This is a genomic window from Rhodococcus sp. MurmanLake-1, assembly GCF_056945715.1.
This window is the reverse complement of the sequence record NZ_JBWZNF010000001.1, coordinates 726183-749747: the sequence shown is the minus strand read 5'-3', so window position 1 is coordinate 749747 and position 23565 is coordinate 726183. Positions and strand designations below refer to the sequence as shown.

The window sequence follows — 23565 nt, the reverse complement described above, 5'->3', positions numbered from 1 at the left end:
GATCAGCTCCCGGTGGCTTTCTGGTAAGCGGCGATGTCGGCGTCGAGCGAGCTGAGGACGTCGTTCCAGTTCGGGGTCCACACGTTGACGCCCTGCAGAACTCCCGAAGGCGTGTTCTTGTCGGTCGATTCACCGGCACTGCTTCGGACGTCCTCGCGGACCGATACGCCGAGTGCATCGGTGGCGACGGTCTTCTGGGATTCTTCGGAGAGCAGGAACTCCATCAACTTCTTGGCTTGTTCGCTGCTCGGTGCGCTCTTGGCGAGGCCCATCACGTAGGGCAGTGCAATGGTGGTGCGAGTGCCGTCGGCTCCCGCGGGGAAGAAGATGTCGAACTTCGAGCCGTCGTCGGCGATGGAGGCGAGGTTCATCTGGACGTCACCGTTGGCGACCAGGAGTTCCCCGTTGCTGACCTTGGGCTGGAGCTTTCCGGTGGAGGACGAGGGACCGACGTTGTTGGCCTGGAGCTTTCCGAGGTAGTCGAGTGCGCCTTCCTTGCCCATCAGATGCTGGAGCAGCAACAACACCGCGGTACCGTCGCCGGCCTGGCCGGGCGTGGAGTACTGCAACTTGCCCTTGAACTGATCAGTGAGCAGGTCGTCCCAAGATTGTGGGGCGGGTGACGCAGTCGGATTGGCGATGAACGAGAGGTAATTCTCGACGACGGGTACGTATTTGCCGGCGTCGTCCTTCTCGTCCGCGGGAACGGCGGAGGTGTCGATTCCGCTGGGCTCGAGCAGACCTTGGGCGTCGGCCTTCTGGATGAACGGCGGCAGCGTGATGATCACGTCCGCCTGTGGGTTGGACTGTTCTTTCTCGACCCGCGAGACGACCTCGCCGGATCCGGCTTCCACGAGGTTGACGGCGATACCGGTCTGCGCGGTGAAGGCGTCGAATCTTCCCTTGTACCAACCGGACAGACCGTCGGCGCTGTAGACGGTGACGGTCTCGGTATCTGATCCGGCAGCAGTGCCGGTGCCACCGCAGGCAGTGGTGAACGAAAGGACGGACACGGCGAGAGCGGCCGCAGCGATGCTCGGGCGTAGACGCATGACGATTCCTTTTTCGGAGGTGAGATCAGGAGTGGGTGAGGAGTTCGGCGAACTCCGTCACGGACGGGACGATGTGGGTGGCTCCGGCGTCGCGAAGCTGTTGCTCGTCGTGTGCGCCGGTCAGAGTTCCGGCGACGATGGATGCGCCGGAGCGAATGCCGCTGAGCACGTCGTTGGACGTGTCGCCGAGTACGGCGATCTGGTGGACGTCGTCGATCGAAAGTTTGAGCAGGGCAGTCAGAATCAGGTCCGGGTACGGTCGACCGCGACCGGCCTCGGCGGGGGAGAGGGTGAGATCGGCGAGGGTTTCCCAGCCGAGTGCGACGAGGAGTTTGTCCTGCGTCGATCGGCTGAAACCGGTGGTCAAGGCAACTTTGATGCCGGCCTCGCGCAGTGTGGTGATCGCCTTCTCCGCGCCAGGGATCGGCTCGGCCAGGCCCTGGTCGATGAGGGAATCGTAAGTGGTTTCGAAGGCGGCGTTCGCGGCCTGGGCGCGGTTCTCGTCACCGAAGATCGCCCGGAACACGACGATCTTCGACTGGCCCATGGTGTCGAGGACGTACTGGCGAGCGGCGTCGGCTTCCGGGCCTTCGGCAGGCAGTCCGCCGGCTTCGGCAGCGGCGGCGAACGCGCGAAGAACCAGTCCGTCGTCGGCGACGGTGGTGCCGGCCATGTCGAGAACGGCAAGGGTGATGGGAGACATGAGAAGTCTTTCTTGTCGGAAGGATTCAGAGACCGAGCTGGTCGGCGGTTTGTTCCGCCAATGCCGGGCCGAGCGTCATGCCGCGGCCACCGGGACCGGCAACCACCCAGACGTTGTCGGCGGCTTGTGCGCGGTGAACAAGTTGTGAGGGGTCGAGGCACTGGCTGTAGACGCCCGCCCATCGCTTGACGATGGGCGGAAGATCGCGTCCCAGAAGTGTTTCCACGACTCCGGACAGATGGCGATAGGGCGCCTCGTCGACGTCGAAGTCGAAGGGCTCCTCGTATTCGTGGGTGTCACCGATGGTCAGACCGCCGTGCAAGCGCTGCACGCACAGGAGCTGCATGCGGTGCTCCTCGGCAGTCGGTTCCTGTGGCTGCACCGTGCGAAGGTGATCGAGGGCAGATCCGGCGAAACCGGGGTAGTAGCGGAAGCTGTCACCGTCCGCGATTGCGGTGGTGAGCTTTTCGCCGAGTGGGGCGGTCTGCATCATCTGCAGGCGCACACGTCGCAACGGGAGATCGCCGGCGAGATCGCGGGCCAATCCGCCGAGTGTTGCTCCGGGGCAGACGATCACGAGATCGGCGTCGAAGTTGCGACCGTGGTCGTCGCGGATGTGTACGCCGGAGGTGTTCGTCGCGATCTCGCGGGCTTCCGTTCCGGCGTGGAAGGTGTAACGGCCGGTGGATTCGAGGTAAGAACGGATGGCGGGGAGCGCTTGCCGTGACTCGACAGCGGCGTCCAGGGTGCAGTGCAGTCCGCCGAGAAACTTGCCCCGGAGCGCGGGGTTGACGACGCGAACGGCGTCGGGATCGAGAAGTGCGAACCCTCGGTTGTCGGCGTCCGGCCGAGCGAATGCTTCCTTCGCGACCGCGACCTCCTCCTCGGTGCGCATGAGGGTGATGGAGCCGGCCGGGCGGTATCCGACGCCGGGGACACGGGCGGCAAGGTCCGCCCACAGCTCGCGCGAACGCAGCGCGGCTTCGAGTTCGTGCGGAGCACGCCCGGATACCCAGACCAATCCGAAGTTCCGTACCGTTGCACCGCGGGCTTCGGGCTCGCGTTCGAGATGGATGACGTCGTGTCCCCGGCGGATTGCCTCGTCGGCGTGCGCCGTTCCGAGGATTCCTCCGCCCACAATCAAAATTCGCATGTAGAGATAGTGACGTTTGGTCTAGACCAATAGGGAGAATCGAGACGAACTCCAGGTTAACAATTGGTATAGACCGAATTCTTGTACGCTTGCGCCATGAATCAGCAGACGTCCACCGGGCCGGGGACCTCGAGCGTCGTGATCGAACCGGAGCTGAAGTACTACCGGGTGCGCACCGAGATCGAGACCATTCTCAGTGGGCTCGAGGAGGGCGACGCAGTCCCGTCCGAGCGGGAATTGGCGGCACGGTTCACTGTCGCTCGCGAGACGGTCCGTCAAGCGCTTCGTGATCTGCTTGTCGAAGGACGGATCGAGCGGCGGGGGCGGGGCACTGTCGTCGCGAGTCCGAAGTTGGTTCAGCCTCTCTCGATTCGTTCGTATACCGAAGGCGCGCTGAGTGCTGGGCGAGTGCCCAGTCGTAAGGTTGTGACGTTCGAACGAATGTCGGCCGACGACGGTCTCGCCACGGAGTTGGGTATCGAGCTGGGCGACAGCGTCGTTCATCTCGAACGTGTCCTCTTCGCCGACGGCGAGAAGATCGGACTCGAATCAACCTTCCTGCCGGACAGCAGGTTCGGTGAGATGCTCGACGCTTTCGACGCGACGACATCGCTCTACGCGGCCATTCGCTCGATCGGCGTGGTCTTCGCCTCCGCAACCGAACGGATCGAGACGGTGCTCGCGTCACCACGTGAGGCAACGCTCGTCGAGTCCACGACCTCGATGCCGATGCTTCTGCTGCACCGGACCTCCGTCGATCCGGAGGGTGTGCCGATCGAGCGCGTTCGTTCGCTCTACCGTGGTGACCGTATTGCCTTCTTGACGACTCTTCGCGAGTAGGAGGGGCGTCGAGGGGGTCTGCTGTTACCGGGAACGATAGGCACTCCCAGGCCCGTGGAATCTGTTCTGTACTGGACTCCATCAAACGGGAGGACAGTGAACATGGGTGACAAGAAGGTCTGGTTCGTAACCGGCGCAGGCCGGGGCATGGGAGTCGACATTGCGCAGGCGGCTCTTGCCGGCGGGCACGCGGTGGTGGCAACGGGGCGTGATGCGGACCGTGTTTCTGCAGCGATCGGTGAGCATGACGACCTGTTGGTGATTGCCTTGGACATCACCGACGAACAAGCCGCATATGCTGCGGTGGACACGGCAGTTGCACGATTCGGTGGAATCGATGTGCTGGTGAACAACGCCGGAAACTTCTACGCCGGGTTCTTCGAGGTTGTCAGTCCGGCGCAACTTCGCGCTCAGATGGAGACCAACTTTTTCGGGCCGATCAATGTGACACGGGCGGTGTTGCCGGTGATGCGTAGGCAACGGAGTGGACATGTCGTGACTGTCAGTTCGCTTGCGGGCCTGGTTGGTCAGGAGTTTTGCGCAGCCTACGCCGCGTCGAAATTTGCGCTGGAGGGCTGGATGGAATCATTGCGATTCGACGTCGAACCGTACGGAATCGGGACGACGATCGTGGAGCCGGGATTCTTCCGGACCGAACTGCTTGTCGAGGGTGCGTCGTCGATCTGGCCTGAATTGTCGATAGACGATTACGACGCCCGGACTGGCAAGACCGTCGAAGCGTGGAAGAGCATGAACGGTGCCCAGGGTGGGGATCCGGTGAAACTTGCCGCGGCACTTGTGGCACTTGTCGATTCGCCGCTACCCCCGCGTCGGTGGGTCGCCGGCGCCGATGCACTGTCCGTGGTCGAGCAGAAAGCCCACCAACTGCTCGATGAAGTCGAAGCCCACCGTGGTTTGTCTTCGTCGCTTGCCCTCGAGGCATGACGACCTGATCCGAATTCGTCAGGTCACGGTTGTGAGTTGAACATGTCCAGGAGCCCCTGGGGTGCGTTCTCGCCGAAGCACATGTCCAGACCGTCAGCCGACTGTTGTGCCGATGCGGCGCTGCGTGGGAAGAGTCGTTCCTCGTAGGCAGCAAGTCCTTCCTCCGTGCCGCTATGTGACGCGATCGCCTGGCCGAGTTCGGCGCCGTCGAGCATTGCCAGGTTCGCGCCCTCTCCGGCAAACGGCGACATGACATGCGCTGCGTCCCCGAGCAGAGTGACCCCGGGAGTACGGCTCCAACTGTGCCCGATGGGAAGAGCATGGATGGGGCGAGGGGTCAGCGAGCTGTCCGCTTCGACGATCAGTGACCGCAGCGACTCGTCCCAGTCCGAGAAGTGTTCCAGCAGAATCTTCTTCGCAATATGATCGTCGGAGAAGTCGACACTAGCTGACCAGTTCTCGGGAACTCGCAGGGCGGCATAGATGTGCAGACTGTTGTCGGTCTCACGGTGGGCAAGGAAGCCCTTGTCGGCACTGAGCGCGAACATCATTCCGCCGCCGACTGTTTCAGCGGCCTTCGCGTGCTGGTTGTCGGCGTCGTGAAGGTCGAACTCCACGAAAGATACTCCGGTATAGGCAGGAGTGGCGTTTGAAACCAGTGGGCGAATTTTCGACCACGCGCCGTCGGCGCCGACCAGGAGATCGGTGGTGAAGTGGGTGCCATCCACGAGGTGGACTTCATGCCGACCGTCCGGCAACGGATGGGCACTGCGGACCTTTGCTCCCCAGCGGATTGTTTCTTTCGGAATTGAGCTGAGCAGTAGGTCACGCAGCTGGCCGCGGTCGATTTCCGGGCGGTCGCCGTCTCCGGTGTCCTGCTCGCTCAGGTGCACGACGGCATTTCGATCGAGGACGCGTGTCTCTTCGCCGCCTTGATGAACGAGTGCGCGGAACTCGTCGTAGAGGCCTGCGGCACGAAGCGCGATCTGGCCCGAGTCTTCGTGGATGTCGAGCATCCCGCCTTGGGTCCGAGCTGTTGGTCCGGATTCGAAATCGAATACCGCCGAATCGATTCCGCGGAGATGGAGGACTCGGGCGAGGGTGAGGCCGCCGAGGCCGGCGCCGATGATTGCGATGGGGTAGTGGTTCATGGTGGGTTCCTAAGAAGTGAGTGGGGTGTTCTCGATGCCCGTGATGAGCGTGCGGAATCCCCAGGAGAGGCGCGCGGTGGGTTCACCGGCAAGTAGAGCTGTTGCATGGCCTGCGACGAGTGGGTGCGTCTGCGGGTTTGCGTTCCGGATTGCGTCGGTCAACGCGCTCCATTGGGCATCCGAGTCGGCGGAATTGTTCGGCGCCGAGTGTTCGGCAGCAGTGGACGTCGCGTACTGCAGCAGCAAGTCCACGCCCCACGCGGCTTGACCCGAAGGGACTTCGCCTTCGTCTAGCAATGCCAGCAGGCGCTCGAGCAGGCGTACGTAGTGAACTCCGCTGGGCCGGGAAACGAGAGCCGACTGGGCAAGGCCGGGATGATCGAACAGTATGGCCGTGTAGGACGTCAGCACCCGTTCGAGGCGCGCTTGCCAAGTGCCGGAGGAATTTTCGGCGAGGTCCACGACTCCGAGCAGTTCGTCCAGAACGGCGGCGTGCAATTCGGCGGTATTTTGAACGTACACGTACAGCGACGCCGGCCCGGTGTCGAGTTCGAGGGCGAGTCGACGCATGGTCAACTTCTGCAACCCCTCCGACCGCAAGATTTCCACCGCGGTACTGACGATGCCCTCGCGTGTCAGAGCGGGTTTGGCCGGACGATTGCGTCGGCTCGATGGACTTGCTGGCTGGTTGGGCATGCTTTCACCGTACACGAACATGTTCGTAACGAACATGTTCGTTGAGTCACGTGAAGATGTCACGAATCACATGCTGATGTTAATGGGCTACATGCCCGTACCGCCGGAGAGCATTGCGATCGTCAGCAGGATGCCGCCGACTATGCCCACGAGCGGGCTGTCGCTGTTGAGTAGCCAGTCGTTCAACGATCCCATGAGCGCCTCTTTCGGGTTTCGATCTGCCGACGGTCGAGCTTATCGACAGATCGAACCCGATATGGCACTTTTGTCTGAATTGTCGATCGGACCTGAGGTGATCAGCCGTAGACGTTGTCGGGGCTGATCAACTTGGTGATCGGTACCATCAACGCGCTGGTCAGATCAGTCTCGCCGTCGATGTCGGTGTTGATGAAGACGACCAGGGTGGTGTCCTTCTCGGGCAAGTAGACCGAGACTGTCTTGTAGCCGGGCAGGCTTCCGTTGTGACCGATCCAGCCACCGCTGTTGAACAATCCGAGTCCGTAGCCGGAGCTGTCGTCCCCTTCGCTCAAGTTCACGGTCTGCAGGCGCTGCTTCTGAGTGTCGTCGGTGAGGAGATCGCCCTTGGCCAGCGCCGGAACCCAGATGCGCATGTCGTCCAACGACGAGATCATTGCACCCGCGGCGCCGCCCCACGACGGATTCCAGTCCGTCGCCGCGGTCACGGATTCGTCGAGCGTTTGGTTGGTGTAACCCTGTGCGTGTGGTGTCGGGAACGCGTTGGTCGTGGGAAAGCTGGTGTGCTCCATGCCGAGTGGTGTCGTGATCTTGGTGTCGATGACGTCCGACAGTTTTGAGCCGGAGACCTTTTCGATCACCATTCCCAGCAGAATAGTGTTGGTGTTCGAGTAGTCGACGGTGGTCCCTGGTCGAAGTTGGAGTGGGAGGTCCTTGACGTATCCGACGAGTTCCTCCGGTGTGAAAGTTCGGCGAGGATCCGAAAGATATTCCATCACAAACTGTTCAGACGTCGTGTAGTCCACGAGGCCGCTGCGCATCCCTGCCAGATGACGCAAGCTGATCGCATCACCTTCCATGACCCCGTCGACGTACTGGGAGATCGGATCGTCGAGACCGATCTTTCCCTCGTCGACCAATTGCAGCAGGGCGGTGACGGTAAATGTCTTGGTGACGCTACCGATCCGGTGGTAGAAGTCGGTCTCCATCGGTGCCTTGGTTGCAGTGTCGGCGACTCCTGCAACCTTCACATAGTTGCCGTCGGGTCCCCAAATGCCCACCATCGCACCGGGAATCCCCGTCGAATTCACTGCAGCGTCGATGATCGAATCGAGCTGGCCGGTGATGGCAGAGTCCATGACCTTGTCAGTGGTGGATGTGGGATTGTCTGCGGATTTGTCCGTGCTGCAGCTGATTACAGCGCCGGCAACCATGGCGCTGCACAGGCCGACAAGCATGATGCGTCTTGCTCCGGTTTTCATGAGTCGAACTCTGCCTGTCCGAGGGCACTCACACATCGACCCCGGGTACGGCAGACGCAGTCCCCAGGTACCTCCTCAACCGGTACCGGGGGACTACGGAACCCTGGCCTGAACCCTTGACTTGGGTCAGAGCCCGCCGTCGAAGAACGCCGCCAGCGCCGGTGCGGGGTCTGCCGCGGTGCCCATATTTGCTACGCCGACAACGATCAATCCCAGCGTGAACAGTGCAGTGAGAAGGCCTATCGACCCCGACATGAATCTCGTCCGCCTGTCGGATCGTGCCGTTCTCGCGAAGCGTGCCGACACGACCACAGTCACGGCCAGTGATATTGCTGCCGCGATCAGCGCGATCACCGCCATGGCCAAGTGATACCGCGCGAAGTCGCTGATCATCAGTTCGAGGGCGGGACTTTGCTGATTTCCGGTGGCCGTCGACTGAGCGAGCTGTTGTCGGACCTGCCCGACGGTTTCGGAGAGTGCCCCATCCGTCTGGGCCACGGGCAACATCGAGATCAGCGAAGAGAAGGGTGCGACAACACCTTGGACATTTGCCATCACGAGTACCGAAGAGAACAGCGCGAGGAGCGTGACCAGGCCTCCCGCCGAGACGAATGCGAGTTTCTTTACAACCGTCAGAGAGCCGGCGTTCACGAACGACGCCTTGACCATGCGGCCGAGTGCGAGCAGAACCGTCAGCAGGATTACCGCGATCACAGCCTTGGCCACGTGGTAACGCAGCCAGTAGTCGACAGCGGACTCCAAGCTCGGAGAGAAGGCTTGGACACCGGAACTCCAGTATTCGACGAACGCGGCGCGAACCGTCTCGACGAATTCCCCCTCGCCTGCGTACCCATCGCCCGGCCTACTCGTCAGCATGCCCGGGGCGAGAACGAAGGCAGCGGAGAAACCGGCGACCAACGCGATCAACGTGGCGATCTTGCGACCGGAGGACTGCGTCGAGCGCGACGGCCCCGCGGTGTTGTGCAGTGGAGAGTTGTGCAGTGGGATTCCTCCAGCGTGATGAGCGATCATCTGGTCACCGTCCACAAAGTCATGTCAACGAGTGTAGAAATCGGTACACCGGACTTCATCGTTCGAGAGGATGATATTTCCGGCGATGGCGTCCGCCCGCCGTCGCCGCTGCCGTCGACATCCCCTCAGCACTCGACGACATTGACGGCGAGTCCGCCTTCACTGGTTTCCTTGTAACGCACGGACATGTCGTTTCCGGTTTGGCGCATGGTTTCGATGACGGTATCGAGGCTCACCACATGCGTCCCGTCACCCAGGTATGCGAGCTGAGCTGCGGTGACTGCAGTCGAGGCGGCTACGGCATTTCGTTCGATGCAGGGGATTTGGACCAGGCCACCAACCGGATCGCAGGTCAGCCCCAGATGGTGTTCCATGGCAATCTCAGCTGCATTCTCGATTTGTCGTGGTGATCCGCCCATGACAGCGCACAAGCCGGCTGCCGCCATCGCGCAGGCAGCTCCGACTTCACCCTGGCACCCCGCCTCCGCGCCCGAGATCGAGGCATTCGCCTTGATGATCGATCCGATTGCGGCAGCGGTGAGGAGAAAGGTTCGAACGTCGTGAGCGCCGGCGCCCGTCGCACGTATGTGGTGGTAGAGCACCGCCGGCACGATGCCTGCGGCACCGTTCGTCGGAGCCGTTACCACGCGGCCGCCTGCTGCATTTTCTTCGTTGACCGCCATGGCGTAGACGGTCAACCACTCGCGTGAGGATGGTGCGCAGTTACGTTGTTCCAGTTGAATGTTCGCAGACCGTGCTCGTCGGCGAACTCCGAGACGCCCGGGCAATACACCTTCGGTCTGGGTGCCGCGTTCGATGCATGCGCGCATCGCGGACCAGATCGCGTCGATGCCGGCGAATGCCCGATCCTGGCCGTGTATCGCGATTTCGTCCGACAGTGCCAGCTCGGCGATAGTTCCGGAGTCGCATTCCGCCAGTAGTTCTTTCGCGGTTCGATAGTGTGAGTTGATCGAATGCGTGCTTGCTTGCGTCTCCGTTCCGGCGCGCAGTACGAATCCGCCACCGATCGACAGATATGTACTCGTACAGACGATTTCGTTACCCTTGAAGGCTGTCAGTGTCATCGAGTTGGGGTGCCCGTGACGGCGAACGAGTGGCTCGAACACCATGTCCTCGCGAGTGAACACAACATGTCCGAGTGAACCGCCGACGAGCATCACCGATCCGCCGTCCGACAGTTCGGCCCATCGCCCGTGAACGTCGGTCGGCTCGCACGTTTCAGGATCCAACCCACGAAGTCCCGCAATCACCGCGTCGGGAGTGCAGTGACCTATTCCGGTGGCGGCGAGAGAGCCGTGCAGGTTGCAGCGAATTCGGTCGACCGACGCGGTCAAGCCGGCGGCGGAGAGCTCGCCGCCGAAAGTGCGAGCGGCGCGCATCGGACCGACCGTGTGTGAACTGGAGGGTCCGATGCCGATGGAGAAGAATTCGAGAGCGGAAACATAGACGCCGGTGGTGCTCATTCGGCGCTCGTGACGGTGGTCGCTCCTGACTCGCGCTGGGCCGCAATCGTCAGGAGATTGGAGCGCGAGTCCCCGGTGGCGGCTCGGATCACTGTGCGCGCCATTGCGATTGCTCCGTGCAGAACAGCTTCGTCGCCCGCTGCGGAGCGGGCATCAGCGGCAAACTCGATAGTGTGAGGAACTCCGGTGACGCCGCGCAACGCGATCATCGGGTGGATCGAGGGGACCACCTTCGACACGTTGCCCATGTCCGTCGAGCCGCCGGTCAGGGGAGTTCGGGCGGCCGCGGTGCGGCCCAGGCTCGCGATCTCCTCGTCCCAGATCGTCGCCAGCACGCGATGTTGAACAAGCTCCTCGTAGCGCGGTTCGGCGCGTTCGGTCGACCAGGAGCAGTCGCTGGCCACAGCTGCGCCCTCGAAGCAGGAGAGCATGCGACGCTTGGCGTCCAACAGCACGTCGAGTTCTGCGGCCCGAACTTCCGCTCGCACCAACGTCGAGGCCGGAATGATGTTTGTTGCTTCGCCGCCGTGCTCGACATAGGCGTTGAGCCTGACGTCGGACGGAAGTTGTTGACGGAGAAGTCCGATGGCGACCAAGGCGATCGTGGCGGCGTCACCTGCGTTGATGCCCTTGTGTGGCGCAGCGGCCGCGTGTGCGGCTCGTCCGGTGTAGGTCACGTCGAACCGGTCGACTGCCTGCGTTCCGGTGACCGTGCAACTGACGTCTTCACCCGCAGCGCCGTGGACCATGATCGACATCGCCGCGCCCTCCCATGCGCCACGTTCGAGCAGCAAGACTTTCCCGCCGCCATGTTCTTCGGCCGGCGTACCGAGAAGGACGACGCTCAGGCCGTGTTCCTCCGCGACCTCTCCGAGCGCGATCGCTGTTCCCAGTCCGGCAGCGGCGATGACATTGTGTCCACACGCATGACCGATGTCGGGAAGGGCGTCGTACTCAGCGCAGACTACGACGCGGAAGGGGCCGGAGCCTCGCACAGCTTCGAATGCCGTCTCGAGGCCGTAGGCGGCGCGAGTAACCGTGAAGCCGGCTTCCTGTGCGGCGTCCGCCAAGAGGGCGGACGCCCGATGCTCTTCGAATGCCAGCTCTGGGTGAGCATGGATCGTGTGGCTGACATCGATGAGGCGTGATGCCCACTTCTCGATCGTGCTCGAAACCGAGTCTGTGTGGGTGAGGGTGTCAGCGATGGACATGGGTATTGCTTCCTTTCAACATCTTTGGTTCTCTGTGTCTTCGGATCGCGGTGTCTTCGGTTCTCAGCGTCTTCGGGTGCAGTTCTAGTGCCAGAGGCCCAGCGCGAACTCCGCGACGACCACGGAAAGTAGGTAAGAGGCGAGGATCGCGACGATTCCGACGGGCACGATCTTCCAGCCGATCGTCTTGAGCAAGGGAAGGTCCTTGCCGAGGCTGAGACCTGCGACAGTCAAGGTGAGGGTGCAGATCGAGAGAAAGTCGACAGTCCCGACGGTGCTCGAGACGAAATCACCGATGGGGGACCACGGTGTTGTCGCCAAGGCGCCGATGGTGATGATTGCGATCATCGCCGCGATCTTGCCGCGCGTCAGGCGGGCCACGCCGACGCCCAGGAGCAACAATCCGGTGAGGATCAGGTAACCGACGATGATCGATCGAGATACGCCACCCGCTGCGATTGAGGAGACGATGACCCCACCGACGAACAGAATCGGAACGATGGTGGTCAGCGGCACGGTGACGCTCGGCGCAACCGCTCGTGGGGCAGTGTCGGCTTTCCGTTCGCTGGTCGTCTTCGAGCGCTTGGTGAGTGCGCCGTAGATTCGATCGGCAAGGGGGAGTGCGACATACATGCCGACATACACGCCGAGGAGGCCGGTGATGATGTTGGATGTTGCCGCTACGGCGAGTACCTGGTCGGCCATCTCGGGGTGCGCCGAAACGACGCTGGCGGCAGCGGCAGCCATCATCGAGCCGGATCCGACCCCAGCACCCATAGCCAATGCAAGGGGGTCGAAGATGTTGAAGGATGTCGCCAGCGACGCAATCAGGCTGATCAGCACGGCACCGAACAGAGTGCCGAAGACGTACATCGACAGGACACCACGGTACTGGTCGGAATCGGGACCGTAGCGTTCACTGACCATCGCGAAGGACCCCTCGCGGTCGATGGAGAAGGTGGCTCCGACGGTGGCCGGTCCCATCCGAAGGAGTACCGCCAACGGGAGTGCGAGAGCGATAGTGCCGAACAAGTGCCCCAGTTCCTGCAGTAGCAGGGCGGGGCCCGCCTCGAACAACAGTTGGATGTTCGGGCCGATGGTGAAAGACAGTCTCGCGCAAAGCAAGAGAACAGCCAGCCCCATGATTGCCGAGGCTGCGGCCTGAAGATCGAGGCCGAGAGGTTTCCACTTCTGACTCGAGACGGCACCGCCGGCAATCAGTCCCCACACCATGGGCAAGATCGTGATGGCGGCAGCGCCGACAGGAATCACTGCGGGGCCGATCAGTTGGGCGCCTGCCGCAAGCGCGAGGAGCAGAATCGCCACGATCCACAGCCGTGGCGACCTCAAGGCGAAAACGATCTTTTGCGTCGGGGTTTGATCGCTGACCGGAGAATCGTCATGCGAGACAGGGAATGCTTCGGTCATGTCGGTGTCTTTCTCGAGGGGGCGAACGAACGCAAGAAGCAAGCGTTCTCGAGGTTCAGGATTTGGTGGACTATTGATGTGATGAAGTTAGGATCGATGCGTTTCGATCCTGTCTCGGTGCAGCATTCTTTTGAAAGTGAGGTCCTCGGTGCAGGATCAGGTGCTCAAGGACGAAGATCTTCGGCTGTTGAACGCACTGCAGATCAGGCCGCGAGCCTCGTGGTCCGAGCTTTCACGCGCGATCGGTTCCGACCCGGTCACCCTGACCAGGCGTTGGGAGCGTCTGCACTCGCAAGGGATAGCGTGGATCGCTGCGTACCGTGGGGGTCCCATCGTGTCGGCGACCGCACTGCTCGAGATCGAATGCGCACCGGCACAGACCTTGAGCGTGGCCGAACAGATCGCGCACGATCCCGAAGTTCTCACAGTCGATCTCACAACCGGCAATCGGGATCTACTCGTCACGCTCACCTGCACTGACCTCGATCAATTGTCCAGGTATGTCTTGGAACGAACACGATCGCTGCCGATGGTCACTGCGATGCGAACTCAGATCGTGTCCTCGGCGAATTCCGACGCACGAAACTGGCGTCTACGTGCTCTCGATGCGGAAGAAATTGCCGCGCTCGAGTCGGCCCCGGCGGCGAAGAGTCGTGGGGTACGCGCCAGCGAAGAGGAACAGTCGAAGCTGTTCGACATCCTTTCTCGCGAACCACGAATTACCGTCTCGGCCCTCGCTGCAGCCCTCGGCGTCACGCCGGCTCGCGCCGGGGCGCTCCTTTCTCACGAGCTGTCGACGGGGCGCCTGGTCGTCCGCACGGAGATTGCTCGGCCCTACTCCGGCTGGCCGGTCTACGCCTGGTATTTCTTACGTCTCGAGGGGCGAAAGGAAGCCATTGCTCAGCGCCTTTCCCTCCTGCGTGAGGCGAGGCTTGTTGCTTCGACGATCGGCAGCTACGACATCGCATTGGCGGTGTGGCTGCGCTCGATCGACGACGTGCAGCGTTTGGAAGGTTATCTCGCCGAGCAGTTTCCGGGCGTATCCGTGGTGGACCGGTCGATCGTCCTGCGTACGCCGCATCATCTACATCGAACGATCGATGTGTCGGGTCGAAGCATGCCGAAGCACGGGTGATCCGTAACGCGTTCGCGCGGATCGGGTGCTCTCCGGTTACTGGGGGATCGCCACGTCGACGATCAAGCCGTAGTGATCGGAACCTTCGATCTCGATGCGCTCGAGAGACTTCGCCTGTGCACCCCGCAGAAGTACATGGTCGATGCCGACGATCGCGGGAAATTTTTTGTCCGCCGGGTAGGTGCGAACGATGCCGACTCCCAATTGGTCTGCGGTATCGGAGTAGCCGACGTCGAGAAGGTCACGGAATTGCTTGTGCGTGAAGGTCGTGTTGAAATCGCCACTGACGATGACGGTTCCCTCGGCGGCAGCAGCGTCGAGCGCGTTTCGCAAAGTGCTCAGCTCGGCAGTCCACACGTCGGGCGGGGTCACGTACGCCGGTCCGGGGTGAACCGCCAGAAGGGTGAACGGGGTTGAGAATCCCACTTCGGCAACAAGATTGGTAGGTCCGAAGCCGTTCAATTCCCGAGTTTCCGTCAGTGGATAACGGCTGTAAATACCTGCGCCACCCCCGCCGGCCTCGTCCGGTACCAAGTAGTGATGCGGCAGCAGTTGCTCGAGCCCTTGATCTCTCAGAGAGCCTTCGAGTGATGTGGTCAGTTCCTGAACCGTCAGGACATCGACTGCCTTCTCACGCACCGTCGCAGTCAAACTGACGGGGTCTGCCTGCCCGAAGAGAAGGTTCGCTTGCATTACGCGCAGAGACGGCCCGTCGATTTCGGAACTGTTTGCTACATACAGTGGACTGATCACCGACGCGCCCACCGCTGTCAGTACCACCGAGATCGCCAGCAGGATCCAGCGGCGAAAAACCAGGCATATCACGGACGCTGCGAGTGTGACTGCAAGCAGCATCGGGACAAAGGAGGCCACGGCGATCAACGGGTTGATCGGCTTGGTGGAGTACAGCGAGATCAGCGCAATGACACCGACGGCAATCCCACCCACCCCGGCGACCTGAGCGATACGGCGAGCCGGAACGTTGTCCGTCGTGAATCCCATACCAAACGGTACCTAATGCAGCCTAGGCTCCCGATTGCCCGGCGTTGTCAATCGCTGGTTCGGGTGCGGAATGCGTTCACGGCCGCTTCGATGGTCGGGTAGAAGTGCGTCGAATCGAACCTGTCGCCGACCCCGAATCGGATGAGTCGATCCTTGATCGGACCTTTCATCTCCGCGAATGCCAATCGAATTCCTTTGCCCTCCAAAAATGTATCCAGATCGACGAGTTCGTCGACGGCGGTCGTGTCGAGCCCGGTGATCGGCTCGGCGGCAATGACCACCCATTCGACCGGGTCGGGTGCCTTGGCGACGACGGAGCGAACGTACTCGTCGAAGATCTCGCCGTTCGCGAAAAACAGTGGTGCGTCAAATCTCACCAACACGAGGCCGGGGATGCGATGTCCGTCCGGGTGGCGTTCGACGTCGTGGAATCCCGCGGGTTCGCCCGTCTCGACGAGTTCGGTTCGATGTGGCTGCCATACCTGCGCGATGACCGCTACGAAGGAGAGTCCGATCGCAACAAGGATGCCTTGAAGCACCCCGACCAGGGCAACGCCCAGAAACGCCGCGACGGCGAGGCCGAATTCCACGGTGCTCATGCGCCACATGCGGACCATGCCGCCCACGTCGATCAGTGCACACGCGGCGACGATGACGACGGCGGCCAGTGTTGCATCGGGCAGATATGCCGTCAGTCCGGGAGCGACGAGGACAAACACCAGGACGGCGAGTGCTCCGACGACACCGGCCAATTGTGTATGCGCCCCACTCTGTTCGGCTACCGGCGTCCGTGATCCGCTCGCCGATATCGGAAATCCGCCGAACAGTCCGCCGGCCACGTTCGCGACACCGATCGCCTTCATCTCGGTACTGCCGTTCACGTCCTCGCCGTGGCGGGCGGCGAAGGTGCGCGAGAGAACGCCGGTGTCGGCGAAGGCAATCAGCGCGATACCTGCCGCCGGTCCGATCAGGTGCCCGACGTCCTGCCAGGTGACTCCACCGAGAGAGGGGAGGGGAAGTCCTTCCGGCAGTGCGCCGACCATGCCGATGTCATCGGTGAGACCGGCGGCGGCGGACAAGACTATTGCCGCGACGACGGCGACCAGCACACCGGGTATAACAGGTACCCAGAGCCGGAAGACCACAATGACAATGAGTGAACCCACGCCGATGACGGCAGCGAGGGGATCGACATCTCCACCGGCCAGAGCCTTTCCGATCTCACCGATTTCACCGAGGAGGCCGGACGCGTCGACGGAGAAACCGAGCAGCTTGGGAATCTGACCGATTACGACGACGAGCGCGATGGCGTTGAGGTAGCCGAGGCGGATCGGTTTCGAGAGGAGTTCGGTCACGAAACCCAGACGCAGGAATCCGCCGATCACCAGGATGAGCCCGACAAGAACGGCGAGAACTCCGGCTAGTGCAAGCGCGTTCTCCGAATCGCCGACCACCGCCAGCGGTATGACTGCGGCGGCGATGAGCGGTGCCAGCGACGAATCAGGTCCGAGTACAAGAATCTTCGACGGTCCGACTACCGCATACGCGAGCAACGGCACGATGGTTGCGTACAGACCGGCGTACGCGGGCAATCCGGCGGCCTCGGCGTAGCCCATCCCCGCCGGGATCAGCAGGGCCGTCAAGACGAGCCCCGCTGTGATGTCGGTTCGCAGCCATTCGCGGCGGTACCCGCGGGCAGTCGCGATCCCCGGTAGCCGACCTAGACCCTCCGTCCACGTCATCGTGTGATTGTCCCTCCCTCAGCGGAGTGACGGGCGCGCTCGGGGGCAACTGCAGTGGTCGCGGTGATGGCGACAGGTGTCGGTGAGAGGCGGCGGCGTCGGATCGCCTTTTCCAACTCGACGACAACCGGGATGATCAGCGACCAGCCTAGGCAGACGAGCCACTGGGCGCCGGTCAGTGAGGTTGTCATGAGGAGATCCTGGAGAACACCCGCCTCGACGGCAAATACGGTCACGACCGTGGGGATGGTCAAGATCTTGATGGCACCGAGAACCGGCGGAACAAGTCCGGACTCGGGATCACGCCGCATGGTCAACCCAGCGAATATCGAACCGAGAGAGAGCACTACGAATGCGGTGGTCATGGGGACATTCGCCTCAGTAGTGCTCATTTCGCCGGGTGCGAGAAGCATCGCTGCGAGTGTCACGGCAAATTGCAAGACGCCGTACGCGAGCCACTGAGCGACTGCGCTTCGATGTGCGATCGGCATCTTGGGATCGCGTGGCGGCTTGTTCATCAGATCCGGTGGCGGCGGGTCGAGCATGATCACGGCGACGGGGAACAGTGTGATGAAGAAGTGCTGGAACAGCACCATCAGCGGTGTCAGTGCCACACCCTCGTTGATGTTGAAGATGCTCGCAGCGAGGAAGAGGAGTACCAACGAGAAGAGTTTCGACATCTGGTAGCGGATGTACGAGACGATCTTCCCGTAGATGTTGCGGCCCAGGGTGATCGCGGTGATGAGGGTTCCGAAGTTGTCGTCGGTGAGCACCATCTTGCCCGCCTGTTTGGTTACCTCACTGCCCGAGCCCATGGCGACGCCGATATCGGCCTTCTTCAACGCGGCGGCGTCGTTGACAGCATCTCCGGTCATCGCGACCACGGCGCCACCGCTCTGCATGACATCGACCAAGCGAAGTTTGTCCTGCGGAGTGACTCGGCCGAACACGTGCAGGTTCGGCAACGCGGCCGAGAGTTCGTCATCGGTCATCGCTTGCAATTCGGCTCCGCCGACCGCGCCCGGGCCGAGTCCGAGTTCGGCACCGATCGCGGCGGCGGTGATGGCATGGTCGCCGGTGATCATGCGGACCTCGATGCCGGCCCGGTGTGCGGTTCGCACCGAATCGACCGCCTCCGGACGCAGCGGGTCGATGATGCCTGCCATACCGACAAACGTCAGGTCCTCGACAAAGGACATAGGGTCCGCCACGACAGCGTCTTCCCGTCCGTCGAGGCGTCTGACCGCGAATGCCAGCACCCGAAGACCCTTCTCGGACATGGACTGATTTGCTGCCGTGAGTTCGTCTCGGACTTCCTCGATCGGGACCTGCCGACGGCCGGGGAGAAAGGCCGAAGAACACCGAGCGAGGACGACATCGGGTCCGCCCTTGACCAATCCGACGAACTGACTTACGCCGTCGACTTCGAGATGGTGGTACGTGGCCATGAACTTGTACGCGGAATCGAACGGAACCGTCGCCACCCGCGGGTAGGTCCGTCTGGTGAGTGGGGCGTCGGCACCGATCTTTGCCGCGAGCACCACGAGTGCGGCCTCGGTCGGGTCGCCGACAACTTCCCCGGAATCGGAAACCGTTGCATCGCTGTCGAGACACAGTCCGTATGCGAGAAGGGTGAAGTCGGGCGGTGCCTCGCCGGCAACCTGCGTGATCCTTCCCGCTTTGGCGTAGCCTTCGCCGTCGACCGTGTACCAACGGCCGTGGACGTACAGCGATCGGACGGTCATCTGGTTCATGGTCAGCGTGCCGGTCTTGTCCGAGTTGATTGCACTGGTCGCGCCGAGAGTTTCGACGTCGGTCAGGTTCTTCACGACGGCCTTGGCGTCGGCCAGTTGACGGGCCCCGTAGGCCAGCATTGCCTGGACGAAGGTTGGCAGGCCGGTCGGAATCGCGGACACTCCCATCGCGATACCAAGGAGCAGAAGCGTTGTCAGGTCCTGACCACGAATGAGTCCGATGACGACGATGACGATCACGGCCGTCCACGCGATGATGCCGAGAAGTTTGGTGAGAGAGTCCAATTCTCGTTGTAGTGGCGACTTGCCAGGGGCGACGGCCGACAACATCGACGCGATCTGGCCGATCTGCGTCTGCATTCCGGTCTCGGTGACCACCATGGTCGCTGTGCCGCGGGTGACCGAGGTGTTCTGGAACACCAGATTGCTGCGGTCTCCGAGTGGAATATCCTCATTGCTCAGCGTTTTCGGGTCCTTCGGGATCGGCGCGCTTTCCCCGGTCAATGCGGCTTCCTGTGTCTCCAGGGTGGTCGAGGCGAGCAACCGCCCGTCGGCAGCGATGATGTCTCCTGCCTCGACTTGGACGACGTCACCCGGCACCAGTTCGGTAGCGTCGAGCTGAATCAGGTTCCCGTCACGAATGACCCGCGCTTGGGGTGTCTGCATCTTGGCGAGCGCGTCGACGCTGGCCCGTGCCTTCAACTCCTGTCGAGTTCCGAGGACGATGTTGAGCACGACGAGCACCGCCACCACGATCGCTGTCGGCACTTCACCGATGGCGATGCTGACCGCGGCCACGGCGACGAGCATCAAGTTCATCGGATCTTTCAGTTGCAGCAGTGCGATCGACCACGTCGACGGCGGTGGCGTCGAGGTGATTTCGTTCGACCCGTAGCGTTGTCGACGTTGGTCGGCCTCACTCGATTGCAGTCCGCGCTGCTGGTCCGACTGCAGTACGGACACGACTGATTCGCCACTCTGCGCATGCCACGGCGTGGGGCTCATGACCGCACGTCCTTTCCTTGGCGATCGTCAATACCGGGTCGGAATCCAGTGAAGCGGTTGTTTGGGCGTCTGGTAGCCGTGGGCCTTCTGCCGTTTCGGCAGGGTGATGTCAGTGGATTGCACGGGCTCGTAGGGGATCTGACTCAAAATGTGACTGATGATGTTGAGTCGTCCGCGTTTCTTGTCGTCGTTGTTCGCGACATACCAGGGCGCCCAGCCGGTGTCGGTGAAGCGAAACATCTCATCGCGAGCACGCGAGTAGTCGTACCAATGACTGAACGACTTCAGATCGAGATTCGACAGCTTCCAGATCTTTCGAGGATCGTCGATCCGGCTTTGCAGACGTAAGAGCTGCTGTTCTTCGCTGACCTCGAGCCAGTACTTGAGCAGGATGACTCCCGATTCCACGATCGCGCGTTCGACGGTCGGAATGAGCTGGAGAAATTGATGAGCCTGTTCTTCGGTGCAAAAGCCCATCACTCGTTCGACTCCGGCACGGTTGTACCAACTTCGGTCGAAGATGACGATCTCGCCCGCCGCCGGGAGATGTGGGACGTAGCGCTGGACGTACATCTGCGAATGCTCTCGCTCCGTCGGCGCCGGTAGAGCAACCACCCGGAACACTCGTGGACTCACGCGTTCGGTGATGGCTTTGATTACTCCGCCCTTCCCCGCGGTATCTCGGCCTTCGAACACGATGCAGACCTTGGCGCCAGACGATTTGACCCACTCCTGCAAAGCCACGAGCTCACCGTGCATCGGCTTGAGTTCGTGGCGGTATACCTTGTTCTTCATCGGTTTTTCTGCGACGAGTGCCGCGTCGTCGTGAAGAATCCGAGCGTTCTTTCCCACTTCCACTCCTTGGAGACGTGAGCGCGCGGGGCATCGTCCGCTCGTATGTGTATGCCCCGTATTCGGTCAACCTATTCTCTCCGTGATCGAGACCCGAATCGTGTTGTTTTCGAACCTGTTTCGAGTCTTGACGCAGTCGCCTGGACGGACGACCATTAACGAATGACTGGCGACGAAGAGTTGCTCCACGTCGAGCGGGTGATCACTCGCCTGATTTCCCGGTATCCGAATGTTCCTCCATCGGAGATCGAAAACAGAGTGCGAACAATTCACCAACGTTTTATGGGCTGTCGGATACGTGATTTCGTGCCTCTCCTTGTCGAAAAGGCGGCCAGACACGAGATCTCGAACCGGATGATCGTGATTCCGATAATGGATGAACGGTCCGCAGTGCTGAACCCTCTCGAACTGTAGCCGGAACGGACGTCGTCGGCGCATACTGAAATGACCTTGGACCAGGGAGTTTTGGCCGACTGCAGATTTCAGGCGCGGAATGTCAGCCTCCCGAACTCCTTATGTGTAAACCGAGTACAGGGAGCGTTGACATGGAAGGTTTCTGGGAATTCTTCTGGTTCATCTTCGTCTGCTTTGCCTTTGTGGCGTATTTGAGCGTGTTGTTCTCGATCATCACCGACTTGTTCCGTGATCACGAGACTTCGGGTTGGGCCAAGGCGTTGTGGATGATTTTCCTCTTCGTCATTCCATTCTTGTCCGCGATGATCTACGTGGTTGTCAAGAATGACGGAATGACTCGGCGGTCGATGGAGGCCGCTCAACAGCACATACACGCGCAGAGTGACTACATTCGAACCGTCGCCGGCAGGTCTCCGACTCAGCAGATCGCCGACGCCAGAGAGCTTCTCGACTCCGGCGCGATCAACGAAGAGGAATTCCAGGCAATCAAGGCAAAGGCGCTGGCGTAGTTTTTGTATCTTCTGCCCCAGGCCTGGCGTCGTCGGTTCCGGCGTCGTCAGGCCGGGCGTCCTGCGCGGCGGCGCGTGCCGGACGAACCAGCACTTCGAGAGCTACGAGTGCAACCAGCGCAATGACGACGATCCAACCCACGACCAAACCGGTGGGGTAGCGCCAGAAGAGCAGCAACAATGCGGCGATGCCGATGATGGCGCAGCGCAGCGGAACACGAAGCTGATTGGCCCACCGCTCCACCTGATTTGGCGTACGGCCGCTTGAAGAATGCCGGACGAAGTCCAATGCCTGCCCGTAGCCTCGTCGAACGGCGATCGCCGACGACGACCCACCGACCAGGTAGGCGCCGAGCCCGACCACCACGCCGAGGACCGCAACCGCTCGCAGGCTCGTGCGCAGTGGTACCAGAACTGTGTCGATGACGGCAGTCGCGGCGTCTGGCGAGAGGATATCGGTGGGCACACTGTCGAGGTAGATTGCGCGTCCGATGAGAATTCCGATCGCGAGAACCAGCATTCCCAACGCAATCGACAAGCCGACCAGGGACAGTGCGCGGAGCCTGCGACCGGTTGGCGCAACGGCGACAGCGGCTGCCGCGCAAGCGATTCCCAACCACGGCAACACCGCTGAGACCTTGTCGAGTGCCGAGACGGCTCGCTGAGCCTTCACCAGCTCGGGGGACTGGAAGAGAACAAATTCCTTGTCCACGGAGGGGATTTTGTCTGCGAAGGCGAAGCCGCGGTCGATCAAAGCTGCTTTGACCCTGTCGATGATCGTACTGAGCGAAATGCTGACGGTTCCGCTCTGATCGACTTCGACGGAATTGGGGCCGTAATCTCCGGTCATGACCGAGACCAGTGCGTTGTGCGCCGATCGGTTCGCTTGAATCCACAAGTCCTCGAACTGTTGTGACCGAACGAGCGAGCCCACCGTGTCGTGAACAAAGCTCTTTGCCTGGCCGGCGATCACCGGTGCCAACCCCACTACGGCTTGATCCAGACGCGGCGCGTTGGCCGCAAGATTCGACACGTCGGTCAGTGCGGTGAGTGCGTCGGTGGTGAGCCCCTCGACGTCGACACGATCGAAGATCTCGTCGGTGATCTGATTCGTGATCTCGGCCTGCACGGCGGGATTCTCGCCAAGTGGCGCGACCGTGCTGACGTAGCGGTCCGTATCGAGTATCTGACTACGGGTGAAGCGGGTGGTCACGGACAAGACTGCAAGGAGGGCGACCAACACCAGCAGTATCGCCACGGCAGTCCACCGGAGTCCGTGTCGAGGTGGCCGGGAGACTTGCTCGACGGTCGTTTCGCGGGCGCTGGGAGTCTGCTCTCGAAGTGTTGCAACCTCTTGCCGCAACCTGGCTAGTTCGGCACGTTCGTCCTCCTGGAGTGGGCCGTCGTTCGTGCCGTTTGCCATCATGTTCCTCTCCGGAGGGAAACTGCTGCCGCACAGATGAAAACGCTGAATTCGATGGGTGGATCTGGAGTCGAGACTTCAGATCACGTCGGGATTCCATGTCGCGACAGCCCAGATGACGAATACGTCGAGCGCGATGATGGTGATCGACCACCACGGAGAGTGGGGTAGCCACAGGAAATTCGCGAGGATCGACAGCGAACAGAAGATTATCGCGCCTACCCGTCCCCACGTCGCGCCGGTGAAGAGCATGATTCCGACAGCGGTGACGAGCACGCCGAGTACGAGGTGAATCCATCCCCAGGATGTGAGGTCGAATTGGTACGCGTATTCAGGGCCGACGACGGTCACATCGTCCTTGGATATCGCCGAGATGCCTTGGAGAATTTCGAGCACGCCGACGGTGACGAGAAGTACGGCTCCGCCCAGCGCACTTCCTTTTGCCACACCTTGCTTGACCAGTGATTCCTCGGCCATGACCGCCCCTTGGTATCAAGTGCGAAATTGCCTGGCGTAACTCCGTATTGCGACCATTTACGGTGGTGAAGTATCCCGCCACGGGGCAAATCAAACATTG

General features: G+C 61.6%; 21 protein-coding genes. 5 read left to right on the top strand and 16 right to left on the bottom strand.

Annotated elements, in window-relative coordinates; translation table 11 throughout:
• Positions 1-2: 2 nt before the first annotated feature.
• The 3 genes from AC2ETI_RS03375 to AC2ETI_RS03365 are packed head-to-tail and all read right to left on the bottom strand — an operon-like array spanning position 3 to position 2908.
• Positions 3-1052: a 2-aminoethylphosphonate ABC transporter substrate-binding protein gene (locus tag AC2ETI_RS03375; RefSeq protein ID WP_020969356.1), complete on the bottom strand. Its 1050-nt coding sequence runs from the start codon at positions 1050-1052 to the stop codon at positions 3-5.
• A gap of 25 nt (positions 1053-1077) precedes the next feature.
• On the bottom strand, positions 1078-1755 hold the full coding sequence (locus AC2ETI_RS03370; protein WP_019748003.1) for a phosphonatase-like hydrolase: 678 nt from the start codon (positions 1753-1755) through the stop codon (positions 1078-1080).
• A gap of 25 nt (positions 1756-1780) precedes the next feature.
• A complete protein-coding gene (locus AC2ETI_RS03365; protein ID WP_483633570.1) occupies positions 1781-2908 on the bottom strand; it encodes a TIGR03364 family FAD-dependent oxidoreductase in 1128 nt (375 codons plus the stop codon).
• A gap of 96 nt (positions 2909-3004) precedes the next feature.
• Here AC2ETI_RS03365 and AC2ETI_RS03360 point away from each other — a divergent pair, with 96 nt between their 5' ends.
• Together AC2ETI_RS03360 and AC2ETI_RS03355 are read left to right on the top strand one after the other, a co-directional pair.
• Positions 3005-3748: a GntR family transcriptional regulator gene (locus AC2ETI_RS03360; protein WP_182261083.1), complete on the top strand. Its 744-nt coding sequence runs from the start codon at positions 3005-3007 to the stop codon at positions 3746-3748.
• A gap of 102 nt (positions 3749-3850) precedes the next feature.
• Positions 3851-4693, top strand: a complete 843-nt coding sequence (locus tag AC2ETI_RS03355) for an SDR family NAD(P)-dependent oxidoreductase (RefSeq protein WP_020969358.1) — start codon at positions 3851-3853, stop codon at positions 4691-4693.
• A gap of 23 nt (positions 4694-4716) precedes the next feature.
• Here the strand turns inward: AC2ETI_RS03355 and AC2ETI_RS03350 are convergent, their stop codons facing one another.
• The 7 genes from AC2ETI_RS03350 to AC2ETI_RS03320 form a co-directional block, all read right to left on the bottom strand.
• Positions 4717-5844, bottom strand: coding sequence for an FAD-dependent oxidoreductase (locus AC2ETI_RS03350; RefSeq protein WP_060939584.1), 1128 nt, complete (start codon positions 5842-5844; stop codon positions 4717-4719).
• A gap of 9 nt (positions 5845-5853) precedes the next feature.
• A complete protein-coding gene (locus tag AC2ETI_RS03345) occupies positions 5854-6540 on the bottom strand; it encodes a TetR/AcrR family transcriptional regulator C-terminal domain-containing protein (RefSeq protein ID WP_020969360.1) in 687 nt (228 codons plus the stop codon).
• Between the two features lie 296 nt (positions 6541-6836).
• A complete protein-coding gene (locus tag AC2ETI_RS03340) occupies positions 6837-7997 on the bottom strand; it encodes a serine hydrolase domain-containing protein (RefSeq protein ID WP_047888828.1) in 1161 nt (386 codons plus the stop codon).
• 126 nt (positions 7998-8123) lie between these two features.
• Complete coding sequence (locus tag AC2ETI_RS03335; RefSeq protein WP_283567448.1) at positions 8124-9029, bottom strand: hypothetical protein; 906 nt, start codon at positions 9027-9029, stop codon at positions 8124-8126.
• Positions 9030-9154: 125 nt separating this feature from the next.
• Positions 9155-10513 (bottom strand): L-serine ammonia-lyase, encoded by a 1359-nt coding sequence (locus tag AC2ETI_RS03330; RefSeq protein WP_080910464.1) that lies wholly within the window; start codon positions 10511-10513, stop codon positions 9155-9157.
• Complete coding sequence (locus AC2ETI_RS03325) at positions 10510-11724, bottom strand: amidohydrolase (RefSeq protein ID WP_483633569.1); 1215 nt, start codon at positions 11722-11724, stop codon at positions 10510-10512. Before AC2ETI_RS03325 ends, AC2ETI_RS03330 begins: the two co-directional genes overlap by 4 nt.
• An 84-nt stretch (positions 11725-11808) precedes the next feature.
• A complete protein-coding gene (locus AC2ETI_RS03320) occupies positions 11809-13152 on the bottom strand; it encodes a DUF3100 domain-containing protein (RefSeq protein WP_020969365.1) in 1344 nt (447 codons plus the stop codon).
• Positions 13153-13288: 136 nt separating this feature from the next.
• Here AC2ETI_RS03320 and AC2ETI_RS03315 point away from each other — a divergent pair, with 136 nt between their 5' ends.
• Entirely contained in the window at positions 13289-14287 is a 999-nt protein-coding gene (locus tag AC2ETI_RS03315; protein WP_223257884.1) for an Lrp/AsnC family transcriptional regulator, read from the top strand.
• A 36-nt stretch (positions 14288-14323) separates the two neighbouring features.
• On the opposite strand, the gene AC2ETI_RS03310 is transcribed toward AC2ETI_RS03315, so the two are convergent.
• Genes AC2ETI_RS03310 through ppk2 form a run of 4 tightly spaced genes read right to left on the bottom strand, consistent with a single transcriptional unit; the run spans position 14324 to position 20585 of the window.
• A complete protein-coding gene (locus AC2ETI_RS03310; protein ID WP_483633568.1) occupies positions 14324-15289 on the bottom strand; it encodes an endonuclease/exonuclease/phosphatase family protein in 966 nt (321 codons plus the stop codon).
• Positions 15290-15336: 47 nt separating this feature from the next.
• Positions 15337-17031, bottom strand: a complete 1695-nt coding sequence (locus AC2ETI_RS03305) for a SulP family inorganic anion transporter (protein ID WP_483633567.1) — start codon at positions 17029-17031, stop codon at positions 15337-15339.
• Positions 17028-19790 carry a cation-translocating P-type ATPase gene (locus tag AC2ETI_RS03300; protein ID WP_019748018.1) on the bottom strand — a complete coding sequence of 921 codons (2763 nt, stop codon included), beginning with the start codon at positions 19788-19790 and terminating at the stop codon, positions 17028-17030. Before AC2ETI_RS03300 ends, AC2ETI_RS03305 begins: the two co-directional genes overlap by 4 nt.
• A 27-nt stretch (positions 19791-19817) precedes the next feature.
• Positions 19818-20585, bottom strand: coding sequence for a polyphosphate kinase 2 (gene ppk2, locus AC2ETI_RS03295; RefSeq protein WP_153212522.1), 768 nt, complete (start codon positions 20583-20585; stop codon positions 19818-19820).
• Between the two features lie 219 nt (positions 20586-20804).
• On the opposite strand from ppk2, the gene AC2ETI_RS03290 reads away from it, so the two are divergent.
• Positions 20805-21056, top strand: a complete 252-nt coding sequence (locus AC2ETI_RS03290) for a three-helix bundle dimerization domain-containing protein (protein WP_483633566.1) — start codon at positions 20805-20807, stop codon at positions 21054-21056.
• A 131-nt stretch (positions 21057-21187) separates the two neighbouring features.
• On the top strand, positions 21188-21565 hold the full coding sequence (locus tag AC2ETI_RS03285) for an SHOCT domain-containing protein (RefSeq protein ID WP_020969370.1): 378 nt from the start codon (positions 21188-21190) through the stop codon (positions 21563-21565).
• On the opposite strand, the gene AC2ETI_RS03280 is transcribed toward AC2ETI_RS03285, so the two are convergent.
• Together AC2ETI_RS03280 and AC2ETI_RS03275 are read right to left on the bottom strand one after the other, a co-directional pair.
• Complete coding sequence (locus AC2ETI_RS03280) at positions 21543-22988, bottom strand: hypothetical protein (RefSeq protein WP_042951662.1); 1446 nt, start codon at positions 22986-22988, stop codon at positions 21543-21545. The two genes, AC2ETI_RS03285 and AC2ETI_RS03280, sit on opposite strands and share 23 nt — an antisense overlap.
• A 78-nt stretch (positions 22989-23066) precedes the next feature.
• Positions 23067-23465, bottom strand: a complete 399-nt coding sequence (locus tag AC2ETI_RS03275) for a DUF7144 family membrane protein (protein ID WP_416315222.1) — start codon at positions 23463-23465, stop codon at positions 23067-23069.
• Positions 23466-23565: the final 100 nt, after the last annotated feature.